The 26,262-nt window shown below is 71.1% G+C and carries 20 protein-coding genes; 13 read left to right on the top strand and 7 right to left on the bottom strand.

From position 1 onward, the window contains the following. Positions 1–150 precede the first annotated feature (150 nt). A complete protein-coding gene (locus U7230_RS02545) occupies positions 151–1,491 on the bottom strand; it encodes a S8 family peptidase (protein WP_324717182.1) in 1,341 nt (446 codons plus the stop codon). A 274-nt stretch (positions 1,492–1,765) separates the two neighbouring features. On the opposite strand from U7230_RS02545, the gene U7230_RS02550 reads away from it, so the two are divergent. Together U7230_RS02550 and U7230_RS02555 are read left to right on the top strand one after the other, a co-directional pair. Continuing rightward, positions 1,766–2,278: a hypothetical protein gene (locus U7230_RS02550; RefSeq protein ID WP_324717183.1), complete on the top strand. Its 513-nt coding sequence runs from the start codon at positions 1,766–1,768 to the stop codon at positions 2,276–2,278. Positions 2,279–2,362: 84 nt separating this feature from the next. Continuing rightward, positions 2,363–3,610, top strand: a complete 1,248-nt coding sequence (locus U7230_RS02555) for an MFS transporter (protein WP_324717184.1) — start codon at positions 2,363–2,365, stop codon at positions 3,608–3,610. Positions 3,611–3,683: 73 nt separating this feature from the next. Here the strand turns inward: U7230_RS02555 and U7230_RS02560 are convergent, their stop codons facing one another. Beyond that, entirely contained in the window at positions 3,684–4,748 is a 1,065-nt protein-coding gene (locus tag U7230_RS02560) for an HD-GYP domain-containing protein (protein ID WP_324717185.1), read from the bottom strand. A gap of 134 nt (positions 4,749–4,882) precedes the next feature. After that, complete coding sequence (locus tag U7230_RS02565) at positions 4,883–5,365, bottom strand: flavin reductase family protein (RefSeq protein ID WP_404980620.1); 483 nt, start codon at positions 5,363–5,365, stop codon at positions 4,883–4,885. A gap of 192 nt (positions 5,366–5,557) precedes the next feature. On the opposite strand from U7230_RS02565, the gene U7230_RS02570 reads away from it, so the two are divergent. The 6 genes from U7230_RS02570 to U7230_RS02595 are packed head-to-tail and all read left to right on the top strand — an operon-like array spanning position 5,558 to position 12,936. Then, complete coding sequence (locus U7230_RS02570; RefSeq protein ID WP_324717187.1) at positions 5,558–6,592, top strand: BMP family lipoprotein; 1,035 nt, start codon at positions 5,558–5,560, stop codon at positions 6,590–6,592. A gap of 7 nt (positions 6,593–6,599) precedes the next feature. Further along, a complete protein-coding gene (locus tag U7230_RS02575) occupies positions 6,600–8,171 on the top strand; it encodes an ABC transporter ATP-binding protein (protein WP_324717188.1) in 1,572 nt (523 codons plus the stop codon). Beyond that, on the top strand, positions 8,168–9,262 hold the full coding sequence (locus U7230_RS02580; protein WP_324717189.1) for an ABC transporter permease: 1,095 nt from the start codon (positions 8,168–8,170) through the stop codon (positions 9,260–9,262). The genes U7230_RS02575 and U7230_RS02580 overlap by 4 nt, the downstream gene beginning before the upstream one ends. 37 nt (positions 9,263–9,299) lie before the next feature. Next, positions 9,300–10,136 (top strand): ABC transporter permease, encoded by an 837-nt coding sequence (locus tag U7230_RS02585; protein WP_324718167.1) that lies wholly within the window; start codon positions 9,300–9,302, stop codon positions 10,134–10,136. Beyond that, positions 10,136–11,587, top strand: coding sequence for an ADP-ribosylglycohydrolase family protein (locus U7230_RS02590; protein WP_324717190.1), 1,452 nt, complete (start codon positions 10,136–10,138; stop codon positions 11,585–11,587). Before U7230_RS02585 ends, U7230_RS02590 begins: the two co-directional genes overlap by 1 nt. A 5-nt stretch (positions 11,588–11,592) precedes the next feature. Continuing rightward, positions 11,593–12,936 (top strand): hypothetical protein, encoded by a 1,344-nt coding sequence (locus tag U7230_RS02595; protein WP_324717191.1) that lies wholly within the window; start codon positions 11,593–11,595, stop codon positions 12,934–12,936. Here the strand turns inward: U7230_RS02595 and U7230_RS02600 are convergent. After that, positions 12,871–14,487, bottom strand: a complete 1,617-nt coding sequence (locus tag U7230_RS02600) for an MDR family MFS transporter (RefSeq protein WP_324717192.1) — start codon at positions 14,485–14,487, stop codon at positions 12,871–12,873. The two genes, U7230_RS02595 and U7230_RS02600, sit on opposite strands and share 66 nt — an antisense overlap. A 137-nt stretch (positions 14,488–14,624) precedes the next feature. Here U7230_RS02600 and U7230_RS02605 point away from each other — a divergent pair, with 137 nt between their 5' ends. The 3 genes from U7230_RS02605 to U7230_RS02615 all read left to right on the top strand — a co-directional run bounded on the left by U7230_RS02605 (position 14,625) and on the right by U7230_RS02615 (position 18,997). Then, a complete protein-coding gene (locus tag U7230_RS02605) occupies positions 14,625–16,625 on the top strand; it encodes a methyl-accepting chemotaxis protein (RefSeq protein WP_324718168.1) in 2,001 nt (666 codons plus the stop codon). A 214-nt stretch (positions 16,626–16,839) separates the two neighbouring features. Further along, a complete protein-coding gene (locus U7230_RS02610) occupies positions 16,840–17,742 on the top strand; it encodes a branched-chain amino acid ABC transporter permease (RefSeq protein WP_324717193.1) in 903 nt (300 codons plus the stop codon). A 1-nt stretch (position 17,743) separates the two neighbouring features. Further along, the gene (locus tag U7230_RS02615) at positions 17,744–18,997 is read left to right on the top strand and encodes a branched-chain amino acid ABC transporter permease (RefSeq protein ID WP_324717194.1); all 1,254 of its coding nucleotides are present in this window, start codon (positions 17,744–17,746) and stop codon (positions 18,995–18,997) included. Here U7230_RS02615 and U7230_RS02620 read toward each other — a convergent pair. Beyond that, positions 18,975–20,273: an ABC transporter substrate-binding protein gene (locus tag U7230_RS02620; RefSeq protein WP_324717195.1), complete on the bottom strand. Its 1,299-nt coding sequence runs from the start codon at positions 20,271–20,273 to the stop codon at positions 18,975–18,977. The two genes, U7230_RS02615 and U7230_RS02620, sit on opposite strands and share 23 nt — an antisense overlap. Before the next feature lie 181 nt (positions 20,274–20,454). On the opposite strand from U7230_RS02620, the gene U7230_RS02625 reads away from it, so the two are divergent. Both U7230_RS02625 and U7230_RS02630 read left to right on the top strand, forming a co-directional pair. After that, a complete protein-coding gene (locus U7230_RS02625; protein WP_324717196.1) occupies positions 20,455–21,333 on the top strand; it encodes an ABC transporter ATP-binding protein in 879 nt (292 codons plus the stop codon). After that, a complete protein-coding gene (locus U7230_RS02630) occupies positions 21,330–22,034 on the top strand; it encodes an ABC transporter ATP-binding protein (RefSeq protein ID WP_324717197.1) in 705 nt (234 codons plus the stop codon). Before U7230_RS02625 ends, U7230_RS02630 begins: the two co-directional genes overlap by 4 nt. Positions 22,035–22,102: 68 nt before the next feature. Here U7230_RS02630 and U7230_RS02635 read toward each other — a convergent pair whose 3' ends face one another. After that, a complete protein-coding gene (locus tag U7230_RS02635; RefSeq protein ID WP_324717198.1) occupies positions 22,103–23,296 on the bottom strand; it encodes a GNAT family N-acetyltransferase in 1,194 nt (397 codons plus the stop codon). Beyond that, entirely contained in the window at positions 23,293–26,190 is a 2,898-nt protein-coding gene (locus tag U7230_RS02640) for a hypothetical protein (protein ID WP_324717199.1), read from the bottom strand. The genes U7230_RS02635 and U7230_RS02640 overlap by 4 nt, the downstream gene beginning before the upstream one ends. Positions 26,191–26,262 lie beyond the last annotated feature (72 nt).

Genomic DNA, 26,262 nt, shown 5'->3' on the forward strand with positions numbered 1-26,262 from the left:
TTCCGGGTGCTCATCTTCTTTGACGCGTGGCCTTGCGAATCCTGCTCACCCCACGGTCACCGTTTAGAAACCGATGTCATCGCCGGTTGTGTAATCGTGTGCGCGAACGGCCCAAGGCTCGAGGGGAGGGCACAAGCGGTTGTGCCGCGCTCAGGCGGCGGCGCCGGAGCGAGAGGCGGAGACGGCCGGAGCCGGGCTCGGCCCGAGCGCCCGGTCGACTCGCACGAGCCCGGCTCCCTGCGCCGTCCGGGGAGCGCGGTCGACGGGACGGGCGGACTGCACGAGGCGTCGTTTCACCTCACCGGGCGTGAGCCCGGGCTCGGCCTGCAGCACCAGCGCGCAAGCGCCGGCCACCATCGGGCAGGCCATGGAGGTGCCGGAGAGCCGGGTGTGCCACGGATCGACCCGGCTGGCCGGGTCGGTGCGGTCGATGAAAGAGCCGGGCACTCGGAGCGAGACGATGCCGGTGCCCGGTGCCACCAGGTCGGGCTTCGATACGCCGTCCGGCGTGGGGCCCCGGCCGGAGTACGGAGGGATCCGGTCGTCTGCAGGGTCGGGCGTCTCCCTGTCGTCGTCGGCTCCCACGGTGATGATGGACGGGTTGATGCCGGGGGTGCTGATGGTGTCGGGCGAGGGCCCCTCGTTGCCCGCAGCGGCGATCACCACGACGCCCCGGCTCCACGCCCAGCCGGCTGCCTGGCACAGGACGTCGTCGTCGCACGGTTCGTAGGCAGGCGCGCCGAGCGACGCGTTGAGGATGCGGATCCCGAGGCGGCCGGCCTGGGAAACGGCCCACTCGATGCCGGCGACCAGCTGCGAGAGGCGGCCGGCCCCCCTCCTGTCGAGCACCTTGATTCCCACGAGCCCGGCTTCGGGCGCGATGCCCCGGTAGCGCCCGGAGCTGGTAACGCCGCTGGCGGCGAGGATCCCGGCCACGTGAGTGCCGTGGCCGTTGTCGTCGTACGGTGCGCCGCGCCCACCGACGAAGTCCTGGAAGGCTACGATGCGACCCTCCAGGTCAGGGTGGGGGTAGATGCCGGTGTCGAGCACCCCGATGGTGATGCCTCGGCCGGTCAGGCCCTGCTCCCAGGCGGCCGGCACGCCGATCGTGGGGGCGGCGACGTCGAGCAAGGCGCGAATCTCGCGATCGTAAGCGGCTCTTGCCACGACCTCTTGCTCGAGCAGGGTGCGCAGGGTTTCAGGGGTTACCTCCGTGGCCAGCGCTCCGATAGAGGGGAGCGGGCGGCAGCGCCGGCACCCGGCCTGCTCGAGACGCGTCCTGGCGGACTCGAGTCCACGATCCCGCTCCCTCGAGCCGGGGAAGAGCAAGACCGGCAGCCGGCGGCGCCGGTACGCCCACCAGGTGAAGGCGCGGGCCGCGGCGCACGGGAAGAAGCCGGACGGGCGGTGGAGGGCCACCAGGGCGCGGCGCAGTTCGGCATCCATCCGGTGGGCATGGTTTCGTACCCACTCCAGACCTGAAACGCTCATCGACACACGCGAGCTCACCTCTTCCAGCCGGCAAGGGAGAAGCCAGCCGAGGTTGCGACAGATCCGGTCTATGGGGCGGCGTGCCGGAGGGGTACGGGACCCGGGAGCCCATTTTCCGGCCGCCGGGCGAAGCTCCGGCGACGGGCGGAGGAGACGGCGGGAGCGGGACGGGGATGGAAATCTTCGGGCCGATGGACCCTGGTCCGTGGTCAAACGGGGCGAAGCGTGTCAGAATGGAGAGGGTTCGTGAGGACGTTCACAAAGGGGTGGCATCATGCGGCAAAGCGGAGCTCTGCAGTCCGGCGCTCAGGCGCTCACTCGCCGGGTGGTGGCGGCGGCCATCCTGCTGGCGTTCGTGACGGGGTTCCAGGCCCTGGGACTGCCCCAGCTGGCGACCGGCCCGGTGGTCAACGCCACGCTGTTCCTGGCGGCGTGGACGGTGGGGCCGCTGTTCGGGGCAGCCATCGGGCTGTTGACGCCGGTCGTGGCGATTTGGAGGGGCATCCTGGCGGCGCCCCTGGCACCGATGGTGCCGTTCATCGCCGTGGGTAACGGCGTGCTCGTGGTGATCGCGTACTACCTGCGGCGCGTGCACCTGAGCGTGGCCATCGCCGTGGCGGCGGTCGCCAAATTCGCCCTGTTGGCGACTGCGGTGCGGGCCCTGGTCTCGGTGCCGGCTCCCATCGCCGTGGCCATGCAGTGGCCGCAGCTGTACACGGCCATCCTGGGCGGCCTTGTGGCGTGGCTCGTCTGGAAGGCTCTACCCGCCTCCTACCGGATGTGGTAGACTGCCAGCCGTGCGGCACCCGAGCCCGCGTGGGTCCAGCCCGGGGCTGCCGGCCGCGCGGGTCGAGACGAGAGGCGAAGCGGTGTGAGTGGGCACGGTCCTGGTCCGGCGAGCAGGCTGGGAGCGGCCGCAGCCGCCGCGTACGCGTACGTGATCCTGGGCGCCGAGATGGCGGCCATCGGGCCGCTCATCGAGGGGTGGATGCGGGAGTTCGAGGTGGGAGCAGCGGCCATGGGGACCCTCTTCACCGCGTCCTCCCTGGGCTCGGTGGCCATGACGCTGGCTTATCCCGGGCTCGTGGCCCGATGGGGGTTGCGGGCGCTGCTCTCGGCAGGCGCGCTCCTGGTGGGCGTTGGGCTGGCGCTGGCTGCAGGGGCCGGCCGGGCGAGCCTGCTGCTGGCGACCTTCGGGGTGGTCGGGATCGGATTTGCGGCGGTGGATGTCGGTATCAACAACCTCTACGTGGTGATCTTCCCTCACCGCCGGGCCCTGGCGCTCAACCTCGTGCACCTCTTCTTCGCGGTGGGAGCCACGGCGGCGCCGGCGCTGCTGCCCGTCCTGCTCCGGGTAACCAGCTGGCGGGCGATCTTCGTGGCCATCGGCGCCGCCTCCGCCGCGGGGAGCCTGGCCATCCTCATGACGTGCCGGGGCCTGACCCCGGCCGTGCACGCAGGTGAGCGAGACGGAGGCCCAGGCAGGGGAGCGTGGTCGCTCCCCTTGCTGCGGCGGCTGTGGCGCCCGGCGGTGGCCATGCTGCTGTACGTCGGCGTCGAGGTGGCCGTCACCGGGTGGGCCTTCGCCTACTTGCGGTGGGAGAAGGCGGCCTCTGCGGAGCTGGCCGGCGCCGCGGTCTCGGTCTTCTGGGCCGGGCTTGCGGCGGGGAGGCTCCTGCTCGGAGCGGCCGTCGAGGCCCTGGGCTACGAGCCGACGCTGCGGCTCACGGCGATCGGAGGGGGTGCGGTGCTCGCGGCCATGGCGTTGCTGCCCGTCGGGCCGGTGGTGGCGCTGGTCCTGCTCGGGGTGGTAGGGCTCGTCTTCTCCGTGATGTTCCCGACGCTGGTCGCCCTTGCGAGCCGGGACGCACCCGCCCAGGAGAGCGGCGCGGTGACGGCGGTCATGGTGCTGTCGTCCACGCTCGGGTCGATGACCCTGCCCGCCCTGACCGGTGCCGCCGCCCAGTGGACCGGGCAGCTCGGCGCGACCATGGTGGCCATGGGTGCCGGCCTGGCGCTGGCCTACGTCTTGCTGATACCCAACCGGCGTGCGCTCGCGGGGGCGGTGGCGCCGGCCGCCGTGGCGCCCGGTGCCGTGCGGCCGCAGGCCGAGCGTTGACCCGAAGCGCAAGGCGGCAGCCTGCGGGTGGAGCACCGGCGTTCGCACCCCGGGAGCCGGGCTTCGCTCCGGGTCACGAGGCGGGACGCTGCTCGACAGGCGCTTGTACGATCCGGCCCAGGGCCTCCACGACCCGAGGGTCGAACTGGGTCCCTGCGTAGCGGCGCAGCTCCGCCAGGGCCTGCGCGCGGGTGCGGGCTTCCCGGTAGGCTCGAGGGGTCGTCATGGCGGTGAAGGCGTCGATCACGGCCACGATGCGGGCCTCGAGCAGGATGGCTTCCCCGGCCAGCCCCTGGGGGTAGCCCGTGCCGTCGAAGTGCTCGTGGTGCTGGTGGATGATCCGGGCGGCCAGGTCCAGGCTCTCGAGCCGTTGGACGATGGCCCGGCCGACGGCGGGGTGACGGCGAACGGCGGCCCACTCCCCCTGGGTCAGGTGCCCGCGCTTCTGCAAGACGTGGTCGGGAATGGCCAGTTTCCCGATGTCGTGGAGCATCGCCGCGTAGGCCAGCTGCTGCAGGCGATCCTGTGCGATCCCCAGCTCCTTGCCGACGGCAACCGCGAGGTGCGCCATTTCGTGACCGTGGTCGGCGTCCGCTGCGGCATGCGGGGAGCCGGCGTCGCGGGCCTCGGCGAGAGCTGCCAGCGCCTCGACCGCCTGCCGCAGCGTCAGGTGGAGCCGCCGCGCCTTGTCGAGATGCGCCCAGGCCTGGGCCGCAAAGGCGACGAGCGCCTGCAACAGAGTCCAGTCGTGGGCGACGGGAGGCGGTGCCGGCACGGGCGAGAAGGCGCCCGGCTCGGGGGATGCAAGCGCCACGCGCACGTGTCCGAGGCGCTCCCCTTTCGCGCGCAGGGGCAGCTTCGCCTCCACCGCGGCGCCCCGCCCGGCGGGAGCCGTCCAGGTGTACACGAGGTGGTTCTCCCGTTCGGCGTCGAGCAGGCCTTCCGCCGGCTGAGGGGGCCTCGCCACCCAGACTTCCAGGAGAAAGCAGCCGCACGCCTCGTGCGCGGCGCGGGCGAGGGCCGCCCAGACTTGCTCTGCTTGCGTGGCCTCGCCCAACTCCCCGGCAAGGCGGGCAAGGATGCGCGAGCCTGGCGCGTCCGCACACCCCCGGTCCCTTTGCCCGCTCTCCCCGTCCATGGGAGCCCCCTTCGGCGATACGCCGCCAACCGCCGGAAAGGAGCGGCGCCAGCTCCCGGGCGCCGCAAGCCCTGGTCAGTCCTTCCATCGGCATGGAAAGCGGTCTCTTGGAGCGCTCTGCCCTTCGGGAGCGCTCAACCCCCGTAGAACCACCCGGTCTCCCACATGTCGAGCGGACGGGCCTGCGGGTCGCGCAAGCCTGCGTGCACGACCTCGGCGACGTAGACCGTGTGGTCTCCCCGCTTCACGGCATCGGTGACTCTCGCCTCGAACCACGCCGGCACGACGGCCAACACCGGCGCTCCGGTCGTGGCCCCCGGCTCGAACGCATAGCCGTTGACCCGCCCGTCGCGCACCTCCGTCGAGCGGAAAAAGGCCTGGGCCACGTCCTTCTGATCGGCCGAGAGGACGTTGACGGCGAAAGCACGAGCCCGATCGACCACCGCGTGCAGCAGGCTGTCGACTTTGAGGCCCACCATGACCAGAGGGGGCGTGAACGAGGCCTGGGACAGCCAGTTGACCGTGCCCGCCGCCAGCTCGCCTCCCTGCGCCGCCGACACGACATAAAGGCCGTAGGTCAGTTTGCGCAACACCTGCTTCTTGACCTGGGGATCCAGCGCCATCGTGAACCGAGCCCTCCTCGACGGTTCCGGCTAGGATGCTTCTGGCATTGCATAACCTGCCCGAAAGGCGCGGCGCAAGTGCAGGAGTGGGGTCGATACGCCCTCGAATTCCCGGAGAAGGCCCCGGGCGCAAGCATGCAAGATGGCCGGAAAGTGACGGCCGGAAAGCGGGGAGGGATGATGCGCGTGTCCGAGTGGCGGTCGAGGTGGACGAGGATGGCGGGGCTGGGGCTGCTGGCGCTGGCGCTGGTGACGGCTGGGACTGCGCCGGGTGCCACGGCCGAGGCCCCCAAGCGGGTCGCGTACGTCATCAACGGTTCGTTGGGGGACCAGTCGTTCTACGACTCCGGCTACGAAGGGCTCAAGCGGATCGAGAAGGAGTTCGGGGTCGAGACCCGGGTGGTCGAGGCGAAGTTCACGCCGTCGCTCTACTACCCGTCGCTCCAGCAGGCCGCCCGCTGGGCGGACGTCGTCTTCGTCATCTCGTACGGAATGGAAGACCAGCTGCAACAGATAGCCGATCAAAACCCCAATAAGGTCTTCGTCAACGTGGACACCGTGGTCACCAATTCGAAGAAGACCATCTCGAGCATCGACTTCCGGGAGAGCGAGGGCGCGTTCATGGCCGGGGTCGTGGCGGCGATGATGACGACCTATACCAAACTCCCCGGCATCAACCCTCAGAAGGTGATCGGTGCGGTGGGCGGCGACGACGACCCGGTGATCCGCGACTTCGTGTACGGGTACGAGCAAGGAGCGCACTACGTCGACCCGGAAGTGAAAGTCCAGACGGTGTACGTCGGCAGCTGGGACGACCCGGTGAAAGGCAAGCAGGCGGCCCTGCAGCTGTTTGCCCAGGGGGCCGACGTGGTCTTCAACATCGCGGCGCTCACGGGCGTCGGGGTGCTGCAGGCGGCGCGCGAAGCCGGCAAGTACGCCATCGGGGTCGACACCAACCAAAACGGGCTGGAGCCGGGGCACGTGCTCACTTCGGACATCAAGGACGTCGGCGGGTCCATGTACCAGGTCTTCCGGATGATCCGGGACGGGACGTACAAGCCGGGGACGGTCTACAGTTTCGGTCTGAAGGAGCGGGCCGTCGGCTTGGCCATCGACGACCACTCCCGCCAGCTGATCCCCGCCGGCTACCTCCAGCGGATCGAGGCCATCCGCCAGAAGGTCATTTCCGGGGAAATCGAGGTCAAGCCGTACCGGCCGTGAGCGTCCGATGATCGAACTTCGCCATCTCTACAAGATCTTTCCGCCCCGGACGGTGGCGGTGCGTGACGTGTCGCTCGCCGTCCGGGACGGCGAGATCCACGCGCTGGTCGGGGAGAACGGCGCCGGCAAGTCGACCCTGATGCGGATCCTGTACGGGATGCTACGCCCGGACGGCGGGGAGATCCGCATCGATGGGCGGCGGGTGAGCTTCGGCTCGCCCACGGAGGCCATGGCCGCCGGCATCGGCATGGTGCACCAGGAGTTCATGCTGGTGCCGTCCCTGCCGGTGTACGAAAACGTCGTGCTCGGCAGCGAACCGGTCCGCCGGTTCGGGCGAATCGACTGGGAGGCGGCGAAAAGGCGAGTCGACGAGCTGGCCCGGCAACTGCGGGCCGGCATCGATCTCCACCAACGCGTGGAGCGCCTGTCGGTCGCTGCACAACAAAAGGTGGAAATCCTCAAAATCCTCTACCGCAACGCGCGCGTCCTGATCCTGGACGAGCCCACCGCCGTCTTGACGCCCCAGGAGACCCGGGAGCTGTTCGAGCGCCTGCGAGAGTTCCGGCGCGAGGGCCGTACCGTCGTCTTCATCAGCCACAAGCTCGATGAGGTGCTGGCCATCTCGGACCGCATTTCCGTGATGCGCCAGGGCAGGCTCGTCCGCACGCTGGACAACCAGGGGGTGAGCGCGCGGGAGCTGGCCCACCTCATGGTAGGCGGCGAGCTCGCTCCCTTCACCCGGGCCGGCACGGCGGAGAGGAGACCGCAGGCCGGGGACCAGGGCCGGGTCGTGGCCGGCGATGGCCGCCGTGGAGGGGGACCGGCGCTGGAGGTGCGGCACGTGACCCTGCCGGGCCGGGGAGGGCGGCCCGTGTTGCAGGACGTGTCGCTGGCGGTCTGGCCGGGGGAGATCGTGGGGATCGCCGGCGTCGAGGGCAACGGCCAGGCGGAGCTGGTGCAGGTGATCGTGGGACTGCGCAGGCCGCAGGCCGGCCAGGTGCTGGTGGGCGGGCGCGACGTGACGGCCCACTCCATTGAGCAGCGCCGGCAAAGCGGGCTCAGTTTCGTGCCGCAGGACCGGAAAGGGGCGGGAGCAGCTCCGGCGGGTACCCTGGTCGAGAACGCGGCCCTGGGGCACCACCGCCGCGAGCGCCTCACCCGCTGGCGCGGGCGGCTGCTCGACCGGCGGGCGATGCTGGAGCTGACCGTCGATATCCTCCGAAAGCACCGGGTGGCGGCGGCCGGGCCCCGGGCCCCTTTCCGGTCGCTTTCGGGGGGTAACCAGCAAAAGCTGATCCTGGGCCGGGAGCTGGCCTTCGATAGCCCCGTGCTGGTGCTGGACCAGCCTACGCGGGGTCTCGACGTCGCATCCACGCGCTTCGTTCACGAGACACTGCAGGAGCTGCGGGCGCGCGCCAAGGCGATCCTCGTGGTTTCGGCGGACCTGGACGAGCTGTTCGCGCTGGCCGACCGCCTGCTCGTCATGTTCGGCGGGCAAGTGGTCGCCGAGCTCGATCCCGGCGTGGCCACCCGGGAGCAGGCCGGCGAGTGGATGCTCGGGGGAAGGATGCCGGCATGAGGGAGACATTGCGCCAGCTCGCCCTGGGGCTGGCCGGTATCGTGCTCGCCCTGGCGGCCGGAGCGGTGGCCCTGGCAGCCCGGGGCCAGGCCCCCCTCGATGTGTACCGGGTGCTCTTCCGGTACGCGGCCGGTTCCTGGTACGACCTCTCCAACAGCCTCCACAACGCGGTGCCGCTCATCCTCACGGGGCTGGCAGCAGCGGTGGGCTTCGGTTCGGGGGTCGTCAACCTGGGCCAGCAGGGCCAGCTGCTTCTGGGCGCGCTGGCGACCGCCCTCGTGGGGGTGGCGCTCCCGCTGCCGCCGGCGCCGGCCCTGGCGGTGGGGATCGCCGCCGGGATGCTGGCCGGGGCGCTGTGGGGGGCGCTCGCAGCCTGGATGCGCCACCGGCTCGGCATGGACGAGTTCATCACGACCCTGATACTCAACTTCGTGGCCGTTTACGCGACGGGCTACCTCGTCACGTACCCGCTGATGGACCCGAAGGCGTACACGCCCATGACCGTCCAGGTGTTGCCGGCGTACTGGCTTCCGCGGCTTTCGGCGAGCGCCGAGCTCGACGCCGGGATGCTCCTCGCCGGTGCGGCGGTGCTGGCCATGGCGCTGGCGGCCCGGTATACCCCGCTCGGGTACGAGTGGCGCATGATGGGCCTCAACGCGCTGGCGGCGAAGCTGGCCGGGATCGATACGGCCCGTAACGTCTCCCTGGCCCTGTGGGTGGGAGGCGCTCTTTCGGGGCTGGCCGGCGCGCTCTTGGTCATGGGAGGCGTGCAGCACCGGTTCGTCGACGGCATGGCGGCCAACTACGCCTGGGACGGCATCATGGTGGCCATCATCGGCCAGACCGGGGTCGTGGCTACCACCCTGTACGCGCTCTTCTTCGGCGCCCTGCAGACGGGTTCGCTCGGCATGGAGTTCGAGGTGGGCGTCCCCTCGGAGTTCAGCATGGTGGTGCAGGCGCTGGTGGTGGTCTTCGCCGTGGCGGGTCCGCTCCTGCTGGATCGCACCCTGACCCGGTGGGCGCTTCGCCGGGTGGAGAAGGAGGTCGTCTCCCCTGGAGCTGGTCACGGGGCTGCTGGCGGCGGCGCTTAGCGCGGCCACGCCCATCGCCCTCGCGTCGCTGGGCGGCATCTTCACTTACCACGCCAACACGTTCAACATCGCCATGGAAGGCATGATGCTCGCCGGCGCCTTCTTCGCCGTGGCCGCCAGCTACCTGACGGGGAGCTGGGCGGCCGGCGTGGCGGCGGCGGTGGGAGCCGGGCTCTTGCTGGCGGCGCTGTTCGCGCTGGTGGCCATCGGGCTGCGCTGCGACGAGTTCGTCACCGGGATCGCCATCAACATGCTGGCGCTGGGAGGCACCACGTTCCTGCTGCGGCTGTGGTTCAACGTGAAAGGAGCGCTGGTCTCGCCTCGGATCGCCGCCCTGCCCCGCTGGCACATCCCGGGGCTCGAGCAGGTGCCGTTCTTGGGAGACGTCCTGAGCGGCCACGCCTTCCTCGTTTACGTGACCTGGGCTGCCGTCGCGGCGGTCCACTGGGTCATCTTCTCCACCCGCTTCGGGTTACGGCTGAGGGCGAGCGGCGAGTCGCCCGACGCGGCGGCGTCGCTGGGGGTGAGCCCGAGCCGTTACAAGTACTGGGCGGCCCTGCTGTCGGGGCTGTTGAGCGGCCTGGCGGGCGCCTATCTGTCGCTCGGATACGTGAGCCTCTTCACCGAAAACATGTCCAACGGGCGGGGCTGGATCGCCCTGGCCGCCATCATCCTGGTGCGCGCCCGGCCCGTGCCGATGCTGCTCATCTCGCTGCTGTTCGGCTTCTTCGACGGCATGGGCATGGCGCTGCAGGGGGCCAAGTTTCCGGCCCAGCTGACCCACATGCTCCCCTACCTCGCCACGCTGCTGGCCCTGTACTCGTACGCCCGCACGGCACGGCGACGCCGGCTGGCAGAAGGAGTGACGTCTTGATGGCTTCCAGGGCTTGGGAGATGGAACGAGACTTGAGGCGGCAGGCCAGGCCGCCCCGGGAGGGCGTCGCCCACGACGCCCTGCGCTGGAAGCAGGCGGTCGACGCCCTCAGCGCCCCGGTGCGATTGGCTCGGGTGTTGTGGGAGAGCGAGGTGCCGGCCTCTGGGGCGCCCGATCGGCTGATCGTGGGAGCCATCCAGTCGGTGGCCAACCGGGGGCGGGACGTCACCCGGGCCGAGGCCCTCATCCCGGCGGCGCAGGAGGCTTTCGAACGAAACGACGACCTTACCCTGAGCCGGGTGGTGGCCGAGATCTACCGGGAGCTGTGGCAGGCACCCCTGGTGGCGGACCACCCCTATCATCGCTTCGTCCATCCCGACACCTGGGAGGACGTGAGAGCGAGCCTGCCCGGCGCTCGAGAGGATGCGGGGGGCGCGGGGACCGGCCTGCCGGGCGGGGGCCCGGATCGGGCCTCGTATCTCGGCTCCGACGCGTATCTCGACCGGGTGCATGCGGCGTGGCTCGGCAAGAACATCGGTGGCGCCCTGGGGACGCCCCTCGAGGGCTACACCGGCCGGGCCATCCGCGAGGCGTGGGGCGAGGTGCGCGGCTACGTCCGCCCGCCCTCCACGCTCAACGACGACATCACCTACGAGATCGCCTTCTTGAGCGCGTTGGAATCGCATGGAGCGGCGCTCGACTCGCAAGAGCTGGCCCTGCGGTGGCTCGATCTCATCCCCATGGGCTGGAGCGCCGAACTGGTCGCGCTCGACAACCTGCGGCGGGGCCTCATGCCGCCGGTCTCGGGCCGTTACCTCAACCCGTACTCGGAGTGGATCGGCGCGCAGATGCGGGGGGAGGTATGCGGGCTCGTGGCGCCGGGCCGCCCGATGGAGGCCGTGCGGTGGGCCTGGATCGACGGGATCGTTTCCCACGAGAAAAACGGCGTGTACGCCGAGATGTACAACGCGGCGCTGGTGAGCCTCGCCTTCGTCCAGCCCGACGTGAGGGCCCTGCTCGAGCAGGCCCTCGCCTACGTGCCGCAGGCCAGCGAGTTCGCCGACGTGGTGCGCCGCACCCTCGGGTGGTGCCGGCAGGCGGCGAACTGGCAGGAGGCGTGGGCCCGAGCGGAGGCGGCTTTCGAGGCGTACCACTGGATTCACGCGTATCCCAACGCGGCGGCGGTGATCGTGGGCCTCTGGTGGGGCCAGGGGGACTTCGACGAGACGCTGCACGTCGTGGCCATGTGCGGGCTGGATGTCGACTGCAACGCGGGCCAGGCGGGAGCCATCCTCGGGGCGGCGAAGGGGACGGCCGCCATCCCGGCTGCCTGGAGCGCACCGCTCGAGGATACCCTCGAGACCTACGTGAAAGGCTTCGAGCGCATGCGGATCTCGGAGCTGGCCCGGTGGACGGCCCGTCTCGCCGCCGGCCTCGGCTCGGGGAGGTAGCGTCGTTGGACGAGCGAGCTCCGGCATCCTGGAGCGACGAGCTCGCCGCCTCCGGTTGGGAGGCGGTGGCAAGCGCCCTCGCCGCGCGGGAGCGGTCCGAACCTGACCAGGTGCGAAGGGCGATCGAGGACCTGGTACGCGCCGGCTCGGTCGAGGCGGCCCGGGCCATCCAGGCGTACCGGGAGCGCTCAGGCGTCAAGCGGCTGCGCCAGCTGGCCGGGCAGAGCCTTGGGGTGCTGGCCGCCCGGGGCGTACGCCTGCAGACCGAGGGCCCCGGCCGGGCCGAACGGGTGAGTCCGGAGAGCCATGCCCTGGTGAGCCTGTACGACGGCCGCGGCTTGCGGGTGGTCGTCCTGGCGGTACACCCGCCCGGGCGAGGGATGGCCCTGCTGTGGGCGGCGCTCGACGACGGTGGAGCGCTGGCCTGGACCCGGCTCGAGGAAGGGGCGACCAAGAAGGAGTTCCTGCGGCTGCACGAAGCGCCCGAGCACAGACCTTTCGAGCGGTTGCGGGCGGTGCCCCTGGAGTACGGGCGTTTCCTGGTGCACCGAGGAGCGGAACGAACCGGGGCACTCCCGAGCGCCGAGGCCCGTAAGGCGGCAGCCGACGTGGCGTCTTTCGTGCTGCCTCCGGCACGCCGCTTCGAGCGCCCCATCCTCTGGGAGCAGGCGCCGGGCGTCCTCGAGCAGGCCCGAGAGCGTCTGGACGAGCTCCTCTCCTACGAGGCCCTGGAGCAGCTGCCCGAGGTCTGGACGTGGGTGCCCGGCGGGCAGGTGGGCCCCGAGGTGGCCCTGGTCCGGGCCGTCGAAGAGGGCCGCCTGGCGCTCGCTGCGGGAGCGGGCTGGGTCGAACAGGTGGCCCGGCGGGGGGCCGGCCGGCTCTACGGAGAGACTCCTGCCCGGGAGCGGTACGCCGAGCGGTTTTTCGAGCTCGCCTACGCCCTGTGGGTCGCGCAGCGGAAGCACGACGCCCTGGCGGCGGCTGCGGCCGGCCTGGCGCTGGAGGACCCCGGCCGCTCGCCGGGCGACGTCGGGCTGCTGCGCATGCTGGTGGAGGCGGCCATCGCAGGGGAGTTGGACCGCGCCCGGGCAGAGGAGGGCCGGCGCGGCGTGGCCGGAGAGCCCGGCCGTCCCGCCGGGCGGGAAGCCCGGCGACGGGTCAAGCCGGGGCCGGAGGCGAGGTCGCCTGCCATGTTGTGGACGCCCTTCTCGCCGGCAGGACAGGCGGCGCCGGGCGACGAGGACGACCAGGAAAGCAGTCCGGCGTCCGGGGGCTCGGAAGCCTCAGGGATCCCGCTCAGCCCCGCCTGGGAGCGCCGCGGCCGCATCATCGTGCCACGGGGCGGCTGAGGTTGGCAGCCGGCGGGACGGGGCGCCCCGTCCGGGCACCTGCGCCGCGCCGGGCGGGGCTTCTTGGAAGCGCCGGTTGGGGAAGAAGAGCGCGAGCAGAAGCGCTCCGATCGCCGCGGCGAGCACGAGCCCATGCACGCCTCTGAGCGCCTCCCCGAGAGCCTCACGGGCGACGGCCAGGGCCCGGGGCCCGAGCCGGGCCCCCTTCGCCGGGTCGAGCAGGTCGCTGCCCAAGGCCGCCGCGTCCAGCATGGTGCGCACGCCGAGCTCGGGGATGTGGCGAAGGCGCGCCGCCAGGCCGAGATTCATCACCGCTCCCATGAGGGAGACCCAGACCAGCCCTCCCAGAGTGCGCACGAACTGCAAGGACGCGGTCGCCACGCCGCGCCGTTCCCAGCCGACGGCGCCTTGCACCCCCAGGATGAACGCCAGGGTCGAAAAGCCCATGCCCGCTCCGATGACGAAGGTGACGGCCGCCAGCCCGGCCTCGGGGATGCCGCCGGGAAGCCGGTCGAGTACGAGCAGCCCCGAGGCGGCGGCCGCGTCGAGCGCCAGGCCGAGGAGGGCGGCCGGGCGCTGGCCCACCTTGAGGATGTAGCGCCCCCCGTACATGGAGGCGAGCGGCCACCCGATGGACAGCCACAACAGCGACGCCCCCGAGCGGGTCGCCGAGAAGCCCTGCACGCCCTGCGCCCAGAGGGGTAGGTAGACGGTGGTCCCGTAGAAGACGCCGCCGATCATGAGGGAGGCCAGGTTGGCGACGGCGATGGTGGGATCGCGAAAGAGGTCGAGGGGAAGCATGGGGTCGGGGTGGCGGCGCTCCTGGACGACGAAGAGAGCCAGCGTGACTGCGGACCCGCCCAGCATCCCCAGGATCGCGGGGGAGTTCCACGGCTGGCGTATCCCGCCTTCCAGAAGCGCCAGGAGCAAGGCGGACGCGCCCACCGTGAGCAGCACCGAGCCGGCGACGTCGATGGGAAGCCGCCTCGGCTGCACGTGCTCCTCGAGGTTGCGCAGGAGCATGGCGATGGCGAGCGCGCCGAGAGGCAGGTTGACGTAGAACAGCCACCGCCACGAGAAGTGGTCGACGATGAAGCCGCCGGCCAGCGGCCCGATGAGGGCCGAGATACCCCACACCGACGAAAACCACGCCTGCATGCGGGCCCGTTCGGCCGGCGAGAAGATGTCCCCGATGATCGTCTGCACGACCGGTTGAACGGCCCCGGCGCCCAGCCCCTGCAGTGCTCGGAAGGCGATGAGCTCCTCCATACTACGGGCCTGCCCGCAAAGCGCCGATCCGGCGAGAAAGACCGCCGCTCCCAGGGTAAAGGTGCGCTTGCGCCCGATCACGTCGGCCAGCTTGCCGTACACGGGCACGGTGGCCGTTGACGTGAGCAGGTAGGCGCTCACGAGCCAGGTCAGCAGGGAGAAGCCCCCGAGGGCACCCACGATGCGGGGCATGGCCGTGTCGACGATGGTCGCGTCGACGGCGGTGAGGAACGTGGCCAGCATGACCGAAACCACGACCTGCAGCCGCCTGTCGCGTGCCATCGCCTGCCGGGTGCCCCCCTGCCCGCACTGGGGCAGTATAGCACACCGGTGCGGGCTCCAGAACCGGCCACGGGGTACCGAAACAAGAGGAGGGGGTTGGCCCCCAGGGAAGGAGTGGACGCCCCCGGGCGGTGCCGATGCGAAGTTTCACGCAACAACTCATGGTGCCGATGGCGCTCATCGCGGCCGTCTCCGTCGCGGCGGTCTCCGTGTTGCTCGTCACCTCGGCGAGCACCCTCTTGCAGAGCCAGCTCGAAAGCCAGGTCAAGTCCGAGCTGCAGCTCAACACCCGCCTGATCGGCGAGTGGCGGGCGAGGGTCCTTGGCCAGGTCAACCAGCTCGCCTCGAAGTTCGCTCAACAGACGAGCACGGTCACGTCCGAGGACCTGGGCTCCTACGCCGGGACCCTCTACTCCGACGTCACCGGCAGCAAGGAAGTGCTCGAGGTCACCGTGTCGGGCACCAACGGGCGGGGCATGTCCCTGGACAACAACGGTGGCGTCAACCCGGCCGACGTCGCGAAGGATCCGGTTTTCCAGGGCGCCTTCTCGGGCAAGACGATGTTCGGCCAGCCCTTCCGGTACGGGCCCGGCCAGACTCTGGCCGTTCGGATCGCCGTTCCCCTCATGGACACGAGCGGGAAGGTCCGCGGGGCCGTGGCCGGAGTCGTGCCGGCCGCGGAGCTCGTGGACCAGGTCGCCTCGCTGAAGCTGGGGAGCACCGGCTTCGGCATGTTGGTGGCCAGAAGCGGGCTCGTGCTCGCTCACCCCGACGCTTCCCAGGTGCTCACCCTCAACGTCTTGCAGCAAGCGGCCACGCCCTCCGAGCGGAGCGTCTACGAGGGCCTGCTCGGCGCCTCCAAGGCGACGCTGGTGACGGCCCGTCTTGGCGGCCGGGAGCGCCTGATCGCGGCCCACCCGGTCGAGCAGACCGACTGGGTCCTGCTGATGACCGTGCCCCGGGCCGAGCTTACCGGGGTCATTGCCCAGATGCAGCAGCGTGCCCTCTTCATCGGGGTCGTCATGATCGCCGTCGCGCTGGTCGCCGCCTACTTCGTGGGCCGGGCCACCTCCCGGGGCGTCATCGAGGTGTCCGCCGCCATGGCTCACCTGTCGGAGGGCGACCTGACGCGCAAGACGTCGGTGCGAGGGCGCAACGAGGTGGCCCGGCTGGCCGAGGCGTTCAACTCCACGTCCGGGCGCCTGCGGGAGGTCGTGACCCAGGTACGCGCGAGCGCCGAGCAGGTCGCCGCCTCCAGCCGGGAGCTGGCCGGCGCTTCGGAACAGGTGGGCAAAGCGGCCCAGCAGGTGGCCGCCACGGTCGACCAGATGGCCAGGGGAGCCGAGCGGCAGTCGGCCGCCGCCTCCACCGCCTCCGAGAGCTCCCGCCACGTGGGCGAGATGGTGAGGCGGGTGACCGAGGCCATCCAGCGCATCGCCCAGGGCAGCCAGGAGGTCGCCCGGATCGCGGTGGACGGGCGTACCGCGCTGGGAGCGACTGCCGATCGCATGTCGCACATCGAGCAGGCGGTCGGGGCCTCGAGCAGCGTGGTCCAGTCCCTGGGGCAGCGCTCCCAGCGGATCGGGCAGATCGTGGACGTGATCACCGGCATCACTGAGAAGACCAACCTCCTCGCCCTCAACGCGGCCATCGAGGCGGCCCGGGCAGGCGAGCAGGGGCGGGGCTTCGCCGTGGTCGCGGAGGAGGTTCGCCGCCTGGCCGAGCAGTCCCGGCAGGCGGCTTCGGAGATCGCCGCCCTCATCGACGAGATCCGCCAGGAGGTCGAGCAGGCCGTCCGCAACACGGAGACGGCCCGGGCGGCGGTGGGCGAAGGAGTCAAGGCGGTGGCCGGCTCCGGCCAGAGCTTCGAAACCATCAGCCGCTCCGTGGAGCAGATGGTCCAGCAGATCCAGGAAGTGCACGCGGCGGCGCAGGAGATGGCGGCCGCCAGCGAGCAAGCGGTGCGGGCGGTGGACGAGATTGCCGCCATCACCCAGCAAAACGCCGCCGGCGCCCAAGAGGTCGCCTCCAGTACCGAAGAGCAGTCCTCCGCGGTGGAGGAGATCGCCCGCTCGGCCGGAGGGCTCGCCCGGATGGCCGAGTCCTTGCTCAAGGCGGTGGGCGTGTTCAAGGTGTAGGGGCCGAGGCTGCAAAGACAGGTGGCACGCTCCCTCGAAAGGGCGGGGGCCCGGGCCGCGGGCGTTGTACGGCGGCGGCCCGGGCCCCCGCCTTTGGGCGGCAGGAACGGCCGGTGCACGGAGGGAAACCACCCGGCGTACCCCGGGCCCGGCCGAGGCCCGGGCGCTTCGTGTCGGGACGAGAGCGAGCCTGGGGAGGGAGATGGACAGGCCCGTGGCATCCCTTCTCGCCTGGGGTGTCATGCTCGGAGGGATCCTGGCGCTGGGCGGGGTAGGGCTCTCCCTGGTTTACGGGGTGTTGCGGTTTGCCACCTTCGCCCATGGAGATCTGATGACGGTCGGGGCTTACCTCGTGGCCACCATCCTGCCGGCGCTTCCGCCGATGGGGAGGGTGGGCCCCTTCTCCTTCGGGTGGGAGTTCCTCGTGGCGCTGGCGCTGGCGATGCCGCTCACGGGGATGGTGGCCCTGGCCATGGACCGGGCGTTCTACCGGCCGCTTCGCCGGCGGCAGGCCTCCCCCCTCATCCTGGCGATGGCCTCCCTGGGGGTCGCTTTCTTGCTGAGGAGCCTGGTCTACCTGGGGTGGGGCGCCGACTTCCGGTTTTACTACCCGGGCCGGGCGAGGCCGTCCGTGCTCCTGCCTCTGGGAGTGCGGCTGCGTCCCGACCAGCTGTTCATCCTGGGCGTCACGGTCGTGCTGGTCGTGCTGATGTACCTGCTCTTAGAGCGGACCCGGGCGGGCAAGGCGATGCGGGCCACGGCCGACAACCCGGCGCTCGCACGGGTGAGCGGCATCGATACGGAGCGAGTCGCCGCCTGGACGTGGCTCGTGTCCGGGGCGCTGGCGGCGGCGGCCGGCGCCATGCTGGCGCTCGACTCGCAGCTCCGCCCGGAGATGGGATGGTTCTTGCTGCTCTCGTTGTTCGCGGCGGTGGTGCTGGGCGGGCTCGGCAAGGTGTACGCCGCCCTCGCCGGCGGCCTGGTGATGGGCGTCGTCCAGCAGGTGGCCACCGCTTTCCTCAACCCGGCCTACGGGCCGGCGGTCGGTTTCGTGGTACTGGCGGCCCTTCTGGTCTTCAAGCCCGAGGGACTGCTGGGAGGAAGGGGCATGCGCTGAGATGGCGCTGCGCCTCGCGCTGCTGGCGGTGCCGCTGGCCCTCGTGGGCGCCTGGATCGGGCTGCCCCTGCCCGGGGCCGGCAGAAGGCGCCGGGCGCGGCTTTTGGGCGCGCTCGCGGGAGCGGGGGCGGCCGCGGTCCTGACGATGGTGGTACCGGAGGGCATCCTGGCGTATCTGGTCTCCTTCGCCGTCTCGGGGGGCATCTTCGCCCTGCTCGCCCTGGGGCTCAACGTGCACTGGGGCTACACCGGGTTGTTCAACGTCGGGGTTGCCGGGTTTTTTGCCGTGGGCGCGTTCAGTGCGGCCCTGTTCACGACGGCCATGCCCGAGGGCCCGCTGGCACTTTACAGCCGGCAGGCCTTCGGGCTGGAGTGGCCGTTTCTCGGCGGGGTCGTCGCCGCGGTCGTGGTCTGTGGATGCGTGGCGTACCTGGTGGGGCTGCCGACCCTCCGCCTGAAGGACGAGTACTTCGCGGTGGCGTCCATCGGGATGGCCGAAGTGATCCGTCTCGTCTTCCAGAACGAGCGATGGCTGGCCAACGGGCCACAGCCGTTGCGGGGCATCCCGAGGCCGCTTCATTGCCTGGTCGAAGAGCCCACGTGCCCGTGGCTCCCGGCAGGGATGGCCCGGCTGGTGCAGGCGCTCGAACCCCGTGACTACCCTTACGTCTATCTGCTGATCGTGAGCCTCTTCGTCGCAGCTGCCTACGTCGCCATCGAACGGGCCATCCGCTCGCCGTGGGGGAGGGTGCTGCGCGCCATCCGGGACGAGGAGGCCGCCGCCGCCATGAGCGGCAAGGACGTGCGGCGGTTCAAGATGCAAGCGCTGGTGGTCGGGGCCGGCATCATGGGCGCAGGCGGCGCGCTGTACGCCCACTACATGAGCTCCATCGACTATGGGCACTTCACGCCGCTGTACGGCACTTTCCTCATCTGGGTCATGGTCATGCTGGGCGGGTCGGGTAACAACCGCGGGGCCATCCTGGGCGCGTTCGTCGTCTGGGGAGTATGGGCGGGGACGGCCTTCCTCTCGGACTGGGTGGCGCCCGCGCTGGGGGCCATCGCTCCGGAGCTCCCGGCCCGGGCGCCGTACCTGCGCTACCTGGCGGTGGCGCTCCTGCTGGAGGCCGTCTTGCTCTGGCGCCCGGAGGGCCTGCTCGGCGAGGAGCGCCACGTGTCGATCTTCCTAGAGATGGAGAGGCCTGCCCGTGTGCCCGGGCGCGAGGCCGCCCCTACTGCCGGGGGATCTCGTTAGGGCGCCGGATCATCACGGTTTGGATCGCGCCGCCGGAGTACCGCCAGATCTCGACGGGTGTGATGACGTCGCCGCTCTCGTCGAAGTCCACCTCGCCGGCGGCGCCGGTGTAGTCGACGTCCTGGCGGCCCTTGATGAGCTCGAGCGCTCGCCGGAAGTCGCCGACGCCCACCTTCTGGCCCGGAGGGTTGGAGACCAGGCGCAGCCGGTCCCGGACGTTGACGCCGGTCACCGGGACACCGTCCATCAGGCACCGGGCGATGGCGAGCCCCGCGACGGCCGTCGCATCGTAGGCGGTGTCCATGTACGGCAGATTGGGAGCCGCTCCGTAGGCCTTCTCGTAGGCGGCGGCGAAGGTGCGCCACCCCTCCCACTGGGGATCGGATGCCGGGGTGGTGCCGAGCTGGCCTTCGACCACCTCGGCTCCGAGAGCCTTCACGATCTCCAGCGACTTGGTGCCGTCGGTGAACTGGAAGCGCTTGAAGCCGAAGACGTCCACCGCCTCCCGCAAGTAGACGGTGGCCTGGCCCGGATACGTGGCGGCGACGAGCACGTCGGGCTGCCCTCGCAGGGCCGCCCGCAACTCGGCGGTGTACGTGGGTCTGGGCTCCTCGGGGACGGCCACGCTCGCGGTCACCCGGCCGCCCCGGCGCTCGAAGGCGCGGGCGAAGACGTCGGCGAGCCCCTGGCCGTACGGGTTGTTGACGTAGATGACGGCCGCCTTGCCGAAGTGGTAGCCCTGGACGAGCTCCCCGGCGGCCAGCTGCGCCGCGACGACGGCCTGCAGGGCGTCGGAAGCCACGGTACGGAAGAGGAGATCCTTGTCCCGGTCGGCGGGAAGCACGCTGAGCAAGGGGGAGCTGCCGGACTGGGTGATCTGGAGCACCCCCGACGGGATGGTCACCGACTCGGCCACGGGCACCGTGACCCCCGTCGCCAGCGCTCCGATGAGCACGGGCACCCGGTCGACCTCGACCAGCTTGCGGGCGCGATCGACCCCGATGGAAGGCGTCGTGGAGGCGTCCTCGTACACCATCTGAACGATGGGGCCTCCCAGCACCTCCCGGGCGGCGTCGTTGAGCTGGCGCGCCGCCAGCTCGATGGCGTTGCGGTGATGGGGGCCGAACTCCCCCAGGGGGCCCGTGAAGTCGAGGAGCACTCCCACTTTGACAGGCTGGGGCGGCCGTGACGCTGCGGCCAACGCGCGCCCCGCGTAGGCCCCTGCTGCCGCGACGGCCAGATACCGGAGGAAGGCACGCCGGCGAAGGTGATGCACTCTCGGCTCATCTCCTCTCGTCTGTCTCGTGAACCTCTCTGCGGGCTGACTGCCCGGCGTTGCTTCCAGGGTGTACCAAGCCTGGAGGTTTGTCAAGGGCCGGGTTATAATCGAAGCCGCAGTGCCGGACGAGACGAGGAGAGCACCGGGAGCGAGCAGAGAGGAGACCAGGCGAGACGAGATGCGGTGGCACTTGCGTTCCCTACCGCCGTTCCCTTTCGACCGTGCGCGGCTGTCTCACCTGAACGGCCGCCATCTCCATGCCCCGCCTGGCGGGCGGTGCCTGGAGATCCGGGGGCTCGTCAAGCGCTTCGGAGGCCTGCGGGCGCTGGACGGTCTCGAGCTGGAGGTGAGGCGCGGCACGATCACCGGGCTCATCGGCCCCAACGGCGCCGGCAAGTCCACGCTGTTCGACTGCATCACGGGCTTTACCGTGCCCGACGGCGGGCAGGTGCTGCTCGACGGTGAGGATATCACGGGTATGGCTCCCCACGAAGTGTTCGCCCGGGGTATCAGCCGGACGTTCCAGATCCCGCGCCTTCACCGCCGCCTCAGCGTGCTCGAAAACCTCATGCTGGTGCCGCCGGGCCAGCTCGGGGAGCGCCTCGCCGGCCCGTGGCTGCGTCCGGGCGCCGTCCGCCGGCAGGAGGAGGCCATCCGGCGGCGAGCGTTGGAGGTGCTCGATCTGCTCGAGCTCACCCGCCTCGCCCACGCGCCTGCGGAGCATCTATCGGGCGGGCAGCGTAAGCTCCTGGAGCTCGGCCGCGTCATGATGGCCGACCCGGCACTCGTCTTGCTGGACGAACCGGGCGCCGGCGTCAACCCCACCCTCATGCGGACCCTGGCGGCTGCCATCGAGCGCCTGCGCGAAGAGCGCGGTATCACGTTTCTCGTGATCGAGCACGACATGGAGCTCGTGGCCCGGTTGTGCGACGAGGTCGTGGTGGTGAGCGAGGGCCGCAAGCTCACCGCGGGGCCGCCGGACGCCGTCCGAAAGGATCCGGCGGTGGTGGAGGCGTATCTCGGGGATCCCCGGGCCACGGTGGGGGTGGAGACGTGACGCTGCTCCAGGCCGAGGGCCTGCAGGCCGGGTACGGGGAGCTGCCCGTGCTGCAGGGGGTGTCGCTTTCGGTGGGGCGGGGCGAGATGATCGCCATCGTCGGCCCCAACGGGGCCGGCAAATCCACCCTGATGAAGGCGCTGTTTGGCCTGCTGCGGCCCTCCGGCGGCCGTATCTTCTTTCAGGGGACGGACGTGACGGGCTTCGCCCCGGAGCGCCTGGTGCGGCTGGGCCTCTCCTACGTCCCCCAAGTCGACAACGTCTTTCCCACGCTGACCGTGGAAGAGAACCTCGAGATGGGCGGCTTCGTGACCGGGGGCGATCTGCGGGAGCGCAAGGCCCGCGTCTACCGGCTCTTCCCCCTCCTCGCCGAGCGACGGCACCAGCGGGTCGGCCGCATGTCGGGCGGCGAGCGCCAGATGGTGGCGATGGGGCGGGCCTTGATGCAGGCCCCGTCGCTGCTCCTGCTCGACGAGCCGTCGGCGGGGCTGGCTCCTCGCATGGTGGACACGGTGTTCGAACAGATCCGGGCCATCCACCGGACGGGGGTTGCCGTCGTCATGGTGGAGCAAAACGCGCGGCGGGCCCTCGAGACGGCCGACAGGGCCTACGTGCTGGTGGGAGGGCGTAACCGCTGGGAGGGCCCCGCCCGGGCGCTGCTGGGCGACCGGGAGCTCGGCCGGCTCTATCTCGGCGGGTGACCGGCCCGGCAAGACCTGCCGCCGTCCCCGGCGCCGCCCAGCCGTCCCCGGCGCCGACCAGCGGTCCCTCACGCCACCCATGCGAGGGCGATGGCGGCCACCACCATGAGCGCCCAGGCTCCGGGTTTCCAGCGGGCGAGGTGGGCGGCCGGCATGGCTTGAAACGGCGGAAAGAAGAGGAGGACGTAAAACAGGGCGAACCCCGGGCCCGCCACGGTCCCCAGCCGCCCGAGAAGCGACCAGAGGCTCGTCCCGCTTTGCCGCCCGAGGATCGACACAGCCCAGAGGAACAACGTGATCGCCGCCCCCGCCAGGCCCATGCGCCCCAGCAGCTCACGGGCCTGAGGCGTGGTGTAACGAGGGGTGGCGGAGGCCCCGTCGTACCACCCTCCGGGTGCGGGCAGAAAGCCTCCGAAGGCCACGGCCACGAGGGTGGCCAAGAGCGGCCCGGTGTCCCACGCCCGGAAGAGGAACGGGCGCCGCCCGCCGGGCCCGGCTGCCGCTGCCTGTGCTGCGAGACCCGCCACGAGATAGGCCGTGGCCACGACTGCTGCCGCCAGCGCGTAAGCAGGGCCTGCCAGCGACATGTCCCCCAGCGCCTCCACCCCGGGCAGGCCTCTCAGCCACAGCACCAACCAGAAGGGGAGCACGGTGCCCGCGACCGCGTACCCGGCATCCACCGTGGAGACGGCGAGCGGCCCGCGCGCATGGGCATCGGCGGCGAGACAGGGGCCGTTGGCCAGCTTGCGCTCGAGCAGGAAGTTGCCCACGTCGAGGAGGTGGAAGCTGCCCCACCAGAGGGCCGGCCACGACCGGCCGAGCTGGGCCCACTGGCGGCAGGCGGGCCAGAAGCGAAAACCGCGCCCGTGGAAGAGGTTCCACGAGCGGGAGTTGTAGCCGTCGACCGAGGCGACTGCCCGGGAGCAGCCACGCCTGCGCATCCACTCCAGGGCCGCATCCAGCAGGGCCTTGCCCGCGCCGGCCCCCTGCACCTCCGGGTCGGAGAAGATCCAGTACACGACGCCGAAGCGCTCCGCTCCCACCCGGAAGGTCCGCAGCACCGCTCCGCCGGCGATCCGCCCCGCCGCGTCGGTGGCCACCAGCGTATCTTTGGAGAGCATGGGAAGCAGGAACGGCCAGAACCCGGGCGCGAACGCCCGCCGCGCCACCCGGCCGAGCGCCCCCCGGTCGGTGGCGACGGCGGGCCTGACGGCCCACTCGCCCTGGCGGGCCGCCGCCTCGGCCCGGGCCGAGGCGTTCAAAAGCTCACGTTTCCGACGAGACGCCACTGCGGTCGGTCGACGGCCTCTCCGAAGACGTAAGCGGCTCCGAGGGCGGGACGCAGCCGCACCGACCCGTAGGAGAGGTAGACGTCCAGCTGCACCTGGGCGCCCACGGAGGCCGCGACGAACGGCCGGTCGGGCCGGTTGCGCACGCCGGCGACCACTCCCGCGTCGAGGAACGGCACGAGCGCGACCTCACCCAGGAAGACCGGCCACAGGCCCGGCCCCCGGTTGATGCGGGCCAGGGGAGCACGGCCTTCCAGGGTGAGCTTGTAAGCCGACGTGCCCGGCGCCGGGGGCTTCCCCTCGTCCCCCTGCAGGCCGCGCAGCTCCAGGGGGTGACCCTGGCTCAGGGTGATGACGGACCCGCCGTCGCTCACGGCGGCAGCCATCCGCATGGCGACCGATCCGCCGAGCCGCCAGTCCAGGCCCTCTTCCCACCGGGCGAGCGCGTACGGGCGATCGTCGCCGGCGAGCGGGGATCCGGCCTCCAGGCCGAGGGTACGAGAGCGCTGCGCCCGGCCGGGGCCCCAGGCGGAGGTCCGGGTCCAGCCGCCCAACGCCATGGCGTCGGAGGAGGTTTGCGGGCCCTCGCGCCGGCTGCCCTCGAGCCCCGCGTAAAACGTGTCGCGGACCGGGCTGGCGAAGGTCATGCTGCGGTCGAGCGTGTAGCCTACTGACACTGACGCATCCCACCGGGGGTAGACCCTGGTGGGAGCGCCGGTCTGCTCCGGTTCCGGCTTCTCCACGCCCTTGGACACCAGGGCGCTCACCGACCATCCCGTGTTGAACAACGGGTCCGAGAGCCACCGGTACGAGAGCGCGCCCCCGACCAACCGGCTCGAGAGCCCGTAAGTCAACACGGCGGTATAGATGTGCTGCATCCGAGCGTCCCACCCACCGGTCATGGTGACCAGGGACCATCCCGCGCCGTCCGCGCCGGCGAAGGGCAGCCACCATGTCGGGGCGAGGCTGGGCCACGGGGAGTACGGGCGCAGCGTGTAGGTGGACGCGTCTGCTTGACCGCCTTCGTTGGCGCCCGCTTCGACGCTCTTGCGCCACGCCGCGCGCTCCCAGTGCGGTCCCTCGAAGGGGGGATCGGGCTCCCGCCATGCCGAGCGGTCGAGCGGCATGGCGGCGACGCGGTAGCCCCCGGCCGTGTACGCGGCGAAGGCGAGACGCCGGCCATCGGGCGAGGCCGCCGGGAAGAAGGCGCCGGTGAGCACGTTGGTGAGCTGGTAGGTGTGGCCGCTGCCCAGGTCCTGCGCGTAGAGGTTGGTGACCCCCGTCCGGTCCGACTCGTACAGGAGGTAGCGCCCATCCGGGGTGAACGACGGGTTGGCGACCGCGACCGGCCCTTTCTCCTCGACGAGGGACAGCGGCGTGTCGCCCGGGCCCTCGAGCAGGCTGATGCCGTTGCGGCCACGGCCTGCCCAACCCACCGCCAGCCGCCTTGACCCCGGCTGCCAGGCGACGCTCATGGCGAAGGTCCCGTCTCGTCCCGTGTACCATCGCTCCGCGGGGCCGATGACCGGCCGGCCGCCTTCGACCGACAGGTCCGCCACCGCCACGTGCGCGCCGACCGAGGTGCCGTCTACCTGCACGAAGGCGACGCTGCGCCCATCCGAGGAGATGGCCGGCGAGAAGGCGCGCAGCCCCGTCGACAGCCGGTAGCTCTTGGCGGTGCTCACCTCGACCGCGAACAGGTCGGATAGCTGGCGCCGGCCTCCCTCCACCGGCGCGAGCGCGGCGTAGACCAGGTAACGGCCGTCCGGAGTCCAGTCGAATCCCCCGGTTGCCCCTTCCGCCAGCGCCCTTTCCTTGCCGGTCGCCAGATCCCGGATGCGGATCGAGGCGTTGACGGTACCCCCTGCCGCCAGGTAGGCGAGCGACTTGCCGTCCGGAGAAAACCGCGGCTGCTCCACCACCCACCCCTCGCCGGGAAGCAGCTCGAAAGCCGTCAGGCCCCGGGCCTCCACGTCCCGCTCCTGGGCAGCGTAACGCTCTTGCAGCGAACGCCGCCATCCGTCGTAAAGCTCCCCCAGGCCCTCCTTGGTGGCGGCCGTGACGCTCCGCCCTAGGGACCCCAGGCTCGCGTTGAGCTGGTGCACCCGGCTGACCACCGGATCCCCGAACCGCTCGGCGAGGTACGCCTGCCAGGAGTAGCCGTACAGGTAGACGCCGCCGGCAGGGTTCCACTGGCCGAGATCGTAGAGGCCTGCCACCTGGTCGGGCGCCGGCACGGCCTGTTCCAGGAAGGCCGTTCGCAGGAACATGTCCCAGTACGATGCAGCCCCGCGCCCGTCGTCGAGCAGCGTCTCCTCGTACGACGCGTACCCCTCGATGAACGCGTAGTTTTCGCTGGCGTTGGGCGTCGACAATGTGGGCACGTGGCCGAAGATGCGGCGCAGCCCCGCGTAAAGACCGTCGGCCATGTCGAGGTGCACCGCGTGGACGTACTCGTGAGTGAAGAGGAGCTCGAGCCAGTCGTTCATGGTCGGCGGCATGCCCGCCTGATAGGCCAGTCCCAGCGGCGGCACGGTGAACAGGCTGATCTGGTTGTACAAAGCGGGCTGCGTGAAGGCGTTGGCTCCGTCGAGCACGTCCTGCAGCACGACGTGCGTCTTGGCAGCCAACGTGTGGCCGACCCGGGCCGAGACCACGGGGTGCACCCGTTCGGCCACCTCGGCCACCTGGCGCGCCAGGGGCTCGTACCCGTCGGGGAAGTGGATCAGGAAGTGGGGAGTTTCCAGAGTCCACCAACGCTCGCCGGCTTGCGCCGGGCCGGCGAACGGAGCTGCCATCGTCACGGCAAGGATAACCATCGACAGGGCGAGACGAGCGAAGAGGACGGAACGGGACAGGCGCGGCATGGATTACAGGTCCTCCCTCTCCAGTCATCCGTCCCCCAGGCTAGGTGCTCGTCCCCAAAGATGTCAAGGCAC

The sequence above is a fragment of the Limnochorda sp. L945t genome, assembly GCF_035593305.1.
Lineage (GTDB): Bacteria > Bacillota > Limnochordia > Limnochordales > Geochordaceae > Carboxydichorda > Carboxydichorda subterranea.

Coding starts and splice junctions, on each gene's coding strand:
- U7230_RS02600 (WP_324717192.1), bottom strand. CDS start 14,487: ATGGCACGCGACAGGCGGCTGCAGGTCGTGGTTTCGGTCATGCTGGCC.
- U7230_RS02605 (WP_324718168.1), top strand. CDS start 14,625: ATGCGAAGTTTCACGCAACAACTCATGGTGCCGATGGCGCTCATCGCG.
- U7230_RS02625 (WP_324717196.1), top strand. CDS start 20,455: ATGCGGTGGCACTTGCGTTCCCTACCGCCGTTCCCTTTCGACCGTGCG.
- U7230_RS02615 (WP_324717194.1), top strand. CDS start 17,744: ATGGCGCTGCGCCTCGCGCTGCTGGCGGTGCCGCTGGCCCTCGTGGGC.
- U7230_RS02560 (WP_324717185.1), bottom strand. CDS start 4,748: ATGGACGGGGAGAGCGGGCAAAGGGACCGGGGGTGTGCGGACGCGCCA.
- U7230_RS02550 (WP_324717183.1), top strand. CDS start 1,766: ATGCGGCAAAGCGGAGCTCTGCAGTCCGGCGCTCAGGCGCTCACTCGC.
- U7230_RS02545 (WP_324717182.1), bottom strand. CDS start 1,491: ATGAGCGTTTCAGGTCTGGAGTGGGTACGAAACCATGCCCACCGGATG.
- U7230_RS02590 (WP_324717190.1), top strand. CDS start 10,136: ATGGCTTCCAGGGCTTGGGAGATGGAACGAGACTTGAGGCGGCAGGCC.
- U7230_RS02575 (WP_324717188.1), top strand. CDS start 6,600: ATGATCGAACTTCGCCATCTCTACAAGATCTTTCCGCCCCGGACGGTG.
- U7230_RS02640 (WP_324717199.1), bottom strand. CDS start 26,190: ATGCCGCGCCTGTCCCGTTCCGTCCTCTTCGCTCGTCTCGCCCTGTCG.
- U7230_RS02580 (WP_324717189.1), top strand. CDS start 8,168: ATGAGGGAGACATTGCGCCAGCTCGCCCTGGGGCTGGCCGGTATCGTG.